At 50.2% G+C, this 434-nt stretch carries 1 protein-coding gene; it reads left to right on the top strand.

The window, feature by feature from the left end:
- On the top strand, positions 1-434 hold a 434-nt coding region (locus M3175_RS26080; RefSeq protein WP_285852457.1), incomplete at both ends, for a magnesium chelatase domain-containing protein.

Genomic DNA, 434 nt, shown 5'->3' with positions numbered 1-434 from the left:
GGAGAGTAAAGATAGGGTGCGCTCTGCCATTATCAACTCGGGTTTTCAATTTCCCAATCGCAGATTAACTATCAACCTTGCGCCCGCCGATTTACCCAAAGATGGCGCACGGCTTGATTTACCCATTGCTATAGGCATCTTGGCAGCGAGTGGTCAAATTGATGAAACCGTGCTTGCGCAGTACGAGTTTATTGGCGAATTGGCGCTCAATGGCGATTTACGAGGCATTGCTGGGGCGTTGGCAGTATCACGGGCACTCAAGGTAGACCGGCGCATCTTGATTGTTCCCAAAGACAATGCCGATGAAGCGGTCAAAGTCGATGGCGTGAAGGTGTTGCAAGCCGATACCCTCAAAGCCGTGTGCCAACACTTGATGAATGAGCAACCACTCAGCGAAGCCGAGCATAAGACATCTTACCAATCAGCCAATTACA

The organism is Robertmurraya korlensis (assembly GCF_023715225.1).
Taxonomy (GTDB): Bacteria; Bacillota; Bacilli; order Bacillales; family Cytobacillaceae; genus Robertmurraya_A.
The sequence above is the reverse complement of the archived record's forward strand: the minus strand, read 5'-3'. Positions and strand labels throughout refer to the sequence as shown.